This is a genomic window from Streptomyces prasinopilosus (genome assembly GCF_001419695.1).
Classification (GTDB): domain Bacteria; phylum Actinomycetota; class Actinomycetes; order Streptomycetales; family Streptomycetaceae; genus Streptomyces; species Streptomyces prasinopilosus.
On record NZ_LIRG01000810.1, the window covers coordinates 1 to 4,789 of the forward strand.

Sequence of the window (4,789 nt, forward strand, 5' to 3'; positions counted from 1 at the left end):
CCTCGCGCACCCGGCGGCTGGAGTAGCCGTAGGGATAGGCGAACGAGGTGGGCACGCGGCCCAGCTGGTCCGAGACGATCTCCCCGCACAGGGTCAGCTCGGAGCGCAGCCGCCGGGTGCGCGAGGCGGTGCGGGAGACGGGGTACACGCAGGCCCTCGCCGTCGGCAACGGGCTCGCCCGCCGCGCGCAGGGGCCCTACGCGCTGCGGCGCGTGACCGTGCGCCGGTCGACGGACGTCGCCGAGTTCGAGCGACTGGTGGACGGCCGCGGCCTCACCCGCGTCTTCGCCCGGGACCGGGCCCTGACCAAGGGGTACACGGTGGTCCGCCGGGCGCGGCGGCTGGCGGCACACGTCCGGCGGTGACCCGTGCGCACGGCGCGCGCCACGCGCCCGCGCGCCCCGGGAAACCGGGTGCGCGGGGGCGTCCGTGTGCCCGATCATGACGGCATGCCCGCGAACCCGCACGACGCCCTGCCGATCCGGCTCAACGTCGACGACAGCGACTCCCCGTCCGACGTCGTCGACGCACTGTTCCTCGGCCGCTTCGCGACGGGCGAGCAGCCGTTCTCGCACGCGGCGAACATCGACCGCGTGCGCTCCGGCGCGACCCTGCTGCCGGCGGGCGCCGAGGTGCTGCGGACCGCCCGGGACGGCGACCGCAGCGCCACCCTGGCCCAGGGCGACGGCTGGACGCTGCTGGTCTCCCGCTGGAGCCGGGGCGCCGACGTCACCGTCACCGCGACCAGCGCCGAACTCGCGGCGAGGATCCTCGACGAGGCCACGGACGGCGCGGCCGACGAACCGGAGCCGCGGCCGGAGAACGTCACCATGGGCTTCTGGTACGTGTCCCCGCGCCGCGGCCCGCACCGCACCACCCGGCAGATCTCCGCGGGCACCTGGGACGAGATCCGGCCCAACTACACCGCGCCGGTCGCGGACGCCATGGACCGCCTGATGAAGACCACGCCGGAGGACGTCGGGGGCCGGCTGCTCCTGCTGCACGGTCCGCCGGGCACCGGGAAGACGTCCGCGCTGCGCACACTGGCCCGGTCCTGGCGGGACTGGTGCCAGGTGGACTGCGTCCTGGACCCGGAGCGGCTCTTCTCCGACGTCGGCTACCTGATGGACATCGCGATCGGCGAGGAGGACGAGACGACGGGCAGGGGGCGCTGGCGGCTGCTGCTGCTGGAGGACTGCGACGAGCTGATCCGCGGCGAGGCCAAGCACGCGGCGGGGCAGGCCCTGTCCCGGCTGCTGAACCTGACCGACGGGCTGCTCGGCCAGGGCCGCAACGTCCTGGTGGGCGTCACGACCAACGAGGACCTGGAGCGCCTCCACCCGGCCGTCGTCCGCCCGGGACGCTGCCTCGCCCGCATCGAGGTCGGGGCGCTGACCCGCGCCGAGGCGGTGGACTGGCTGGGCCGCGAGGACGGCATCGGCCGTGAGGGCGCCACCCTGGCCGAGCTGTACGCCCTGCGCAGGGGCACCTCCCCGACGGCCCTGCCGGAACCGCGCGGCAACGCGGCGGCGGGACTGTACTTGTAGGGGCGGGGGCCGGCGCCGCCCGTCCCTCCCCCGCTCCCGCGGCTACGCCCCGTACGCCGCTCGCAGCGCGTCCCGTACCGCGGCCAGGGCCGCGTCCTCGTCCAGCCCGAGCCGTCGCGCCCGCTCCGCGTACCCCCGGGCCGCCGCCGCGGCCTCGCGCTCCGCGGCCGAGCCCGCGGCGGCGACGAACGTGCCGTTGCGGCCGCGGGTCTCGATCACGCCGTCCGCCTCCAGGGCACGGTAGGCCTTGGCCACCGTGTTCGCGGCGAGGCCGAGCTCCTGGGCCAGGCCCCGTACCGTCGGCAGCCGGTGGCCCACCGGCAGCACCCCCGACCGGGCCTGCTCGGAGATCTGGGCCCGCACCTGCTCGTACGGCGGCGCGCTGTCGTCGACATGGATCTTCAGGGTCACGGTCCGATTGTCCCGCACCCGGCGGAAAATGAGAGGCAGCCGCGGCACGCCCCCACGTACCGTGCGCCCTCATGGCCATCACTGTGCGCGACCTGCGCCCCGAAGTACGAGCCGACGCCGAGGGCTTCTCCCACGTCCGCAGGCTCACCGTCCCCTTCATGCTGTCCACTCCCGAGTCCGTGCTGCACCACCTGCGGCACTCCCACCCCGACGCCCGCTTCGGGCAGCTCGTCGCCGAGGAGGACGGGGAGATCATCGGCGTCGTCCAGCTCAGTCTCGCCCACGACAGCCCGGAGCCGGGCCAGGGCTCCGCCAGTGTCTACGTACGGGCGGACAGGAGCCGGCGCGGCGCCGGATCGCTGCTGCTGCGCGCCGTCGAGGAGCGGCTGGCCTCCCTCGGCGCCCGCAAGGTCTACGTCTGGGTCATGGACGCGCCGGAGAACCGCGCGTTCGCCGAACGGCGCGGCTACCGTGCGAGCCGGTCGGCGTACTTCCTGCGGCTGGACCTGGCCGGCGGCGCCCTGCCGCCGCTCCAGGATCCGCCGCCCGGCGTCGAACTGCGCACCGGCGCCGACTTCGCCGACGACCCGCGCCCGCTGTTCGCCCTGGACGCGGAGACGGCGTCGGACGAACCGGGCGACATCGGCACCGAGTCCGCCGACTACGAGGCGTGGCTCGAGGCGACCTGGCGGCACCCGCTGCTCGACCCCGCCCTGACCACGGTCGCGGTGGTCGACGGCAGCCCCGCCGCCTTCACCGCGGTCCACACCGACGGCGCCCACCGCTACGGCACCGCCATGACCGGTACCGCCCGCGCCCACCGCGGCCGGGGCCTGGCCAAACTCGCCAAGAACACCTCCCTGCACCGCGCCCGCGCCGCCGGGTACACGGAGGCGTTCACCGGCAACGACACCGGGAACGAGCCGATGATCGCGATCAACGAGTGGTTCGGCTACGAGGTCTGCGCCACGGAGGTGCGGTATGTCCGTGAACTCGGCTGACCGTCCGGCACGCCTGGACGTCGTCCTCGTCAAGGCGGGACGCACGAAGATCACGTACCCGGCCGAACTGCTCGCCGACGACGGCACCCGCGTCACCGTGCGCGCCCCCTGGGCGGGCGCCGGCGTGCGGGACTTCGGCTTCGTGCGCTTCGAACCCGGTGACGTCTTCACGGAGCACTACTGGCGCGACCGGTGGTACGCGGTGAAGGAGGTGCGCACCGCCGCGGGCACCCTCAAGGGCCACTACTGCGACGTCACCCGCCCGGCCGAGCTCTCGGCCGGCCGGCTGGTGGTCGAGGACCTCGACCTGGACCTGTGGGTCTCGGCGGACGGCACGGACGTACGGCGGCTGGACGAGGACGAGTTCGCGGCGAGCGGCCTGGCCGCCGCCGATCCCGGGGCCGCGGCCGCCGCGACGTCCGCCCTCGACGAACTGGACGCCCTGGCCCGCGAGGGCGGCATCGCCACGCTGCTCACCTGAGGGGCCCGTCCGGTCCGGCACCGCGCCCCTCCTCGGCCGGCCGCTCACGGCTCCTACCTGATCCCAGCCTGAGCACTCCCTTAACGGGGCCATAAGGATCTCCGCGAGCGGCCTCCGGCAGGCGATTTCCCGGTCCCCCGGGGCTAGTTTCTGAGCCGTCCCCCCACGGGATCCCCCCAAGCCCGTTGATCGTCCGAGGAGTTGCTGTCCCATGCCCGCACGCCGCAAGGCCGCTGTCGCCGCCGTCGGTATCGTCCCGCTCGCCCTGACCGGGCTGGCCGCCTCGCCGGCGGCCGCGCACGGCTCGATGGGCGACCCGGTCAGCAGGGTCGCGCAGTGCTTCGCCGAGGGGCCGGAGAGCCCGAAGTCGGCGGCGTGCCGGGCGGCGGTGGCGGCCGGCGGCACCCAGGCGCTCTACGACTGGAACGGCGTCCGCATCGGCGACGCGGGCGGACGCCACGAGGAGCTGATCCCCGACGGCAAGCTGTGCAGCGCGGCCGACGAGGCGTTCAAGGGACTCGACCTGGCCCGCGACGACTGGCCCGCGACGTCGGTGAGCAGCGGCTCGTACACCTTCAAGTACCGGGTGACGGCCCCGCACAAGGGCTCCTTCCAGGTGTACATCACCAAGCCCGGCTACGACCCGTCCCGGCCGCTGGGCTGGGGCGACCTGGATCTGGCCAATCCGGTGGCGACGGCCACCGACCCGGCCGCCGTCGACGGCTTCTACACGTTCACCGGCACCCTTCCCGAGCGCTCGGGCAAGCAGCTGCTGTACGCGGTGTGGCAGCGCTCGGACAGCCCGGAGGCGTTCTACTCCTGCTCCGACGTCGCCTTCGGAGCAGGAGAGGGAGCGGGCGCAGGCGCGGGCGGGGCCGGGGAGGCCGCCGGTGACGACGGGAGCGGGTCCGGCGCCGGTGACACGCCCGAGGCCGGGGCCGCCCCTGCGCCGGTCGCCTCCGCACCCTCCGAGAAGCAGATCGACGAGGGTAACGACAAGTCGACCATCGAGAACCACGGCCACGGGGACGACGACCCGCACACCACCGCGCGGCCGGCCCCGGCCGGCGACGGTCCCGCCGGTGACGCACCGGGCGACGGCGCCGGCCCGGACGGCACCGGCGGCTCCCCCGAAGCCGCCGGCAACCGGCCCAAGGCGGCGGGTGCTCCGGGGAACCTCGCGGAGACCGGCGGTGACGGGAACACCCCGTACCTGATGGTCGGCGGGGCCGCCGCCCTGGCGCTCGGTTCGGCGGCGCTGTTCGCCTCCAACCGGCGGCGCGCGGCGAACGGGCGCCACGGCAGCTGACCCGGCGTCGACCGCTGACCCCGCGTCGACCGTGCGCCGG

The 4,789-nt window shown here is 75.2% G+C and carries 5 protein-coding genes and 1 pseudogene; 5 read left to right on the top strand and 1 reads right to left on the bottom strand.

Annotated features, from left to right (window positions below):
* Nucleotides 1-41 precede the first annotated feature (41 nt).
* A pseudogene (locus tag AOK18_RS26825) lies at nt 42-365 on the top strand (polysaccharide deacetylase family protein); the annotation flags it as partial.
* A gap of 84 nt (nt 366-449) precedes the next feature.
* Nucleotides 450-1,547 carry a DUF5925 domain-containing protein gene (locus AOK18_RS26830; RefSeq protein ID WP_055696008.1) on the top strand — a complete coding sequence of 366 codons (1,098 nt, stop codon included), beginning with the start codon at nt 450-452 and terminating at the stop codon, nt 1,545-1,547.
* Nucleotides 1,548-1,589: 42 nt separating this feature from the next.
* Here the strand turns inward: AOK18_RS26830 and AOK18_RS26835 are convergent, their stop codons facing one another.
* A complete protein-coding gene (locus AOK18_RS26835) occupies nt 1,590-1,958 on the bottom strand; it encodes a GntR family transcriptional regulator (RefSeq protein ID WP_055696009.1) in 369 nt (122 codons plus the stop codon).
* Between the two features lie 71 nt (nt 1,959-2,029).
* On the opposite strand from AOK18_RS26835, the gene AOK18_RS26840 reads away from it, so the two are divergent.
* From AOK18_RS26840 to AOK18_RS26850, 3 genes are all read left to right on the top strand, one after another.
* Nucleotides 2,030-2,959, top strand: a complete 930-nt coding sequence (locus AOK18_RS26840; protein WP_055696010.1) for a GNAT family N-acetyltransferase — start codon at nt 2,030-2,032, stop codon at nt 2,957-2,959.
* Nucleotides 2,940-3,440, top strand: coding sequence for a ribonuclease FAU-1 family protein (locus AOK18_RS26845; RefSeq protein ID WP_055696012.1), 501 nt, complete (start codon nt 2,940-2,942; stop codon nt 3,438-3,440). Before AOK18_RS26840 ends, AOK18_RS26845 begins: the two co-directional genes overlap by 20 nt.
* Nucleotides 3,441-3,651: 211 nt before the next feature.
* Entirely contained in the window at nt 3,652-4,749 is a 1,098-nt protein-coding gene (locus AOK18_RS26850; RefSeq protein WP_055696011.1) for a lytic polysaccharide monooxygenase auxiliary activity family 9 protein, read from the top strand.
* Nucleotides 4,750-4,789: the final 40 nt, after the last annotated feature.

Coding starts and splice junctions, on each gene's coding strand:
- AOK18_RS26830 (WP_055696008.1), top strand. CDS start 450: ATGCCCGCGAACCCGCACGACGCCCTGCCGATCCGGCTCAACGTCGAC.
- AOK18_RS26840 (WP_055696010.1), top strand. CDS start 2,030: ATGGCCATCACTGTGCGCGACCTGCGCCCCGAAGTACGAGCCGACGCC.
- AOK18_RS26845 (WP_055696012.1), top strand. CDS start 2,940: ATGTCCGTGAACTCGGCTGACCGTCCGGCACGCCTGGACGTCGTCCTC.
- AOK18_RS26850 (WP_055696011.1), top strand. CDS start 3,652: ATGCCCGCACGCCGCAAGGCCGCTGTCGCCGCCGTCGGTATCGTCCCG.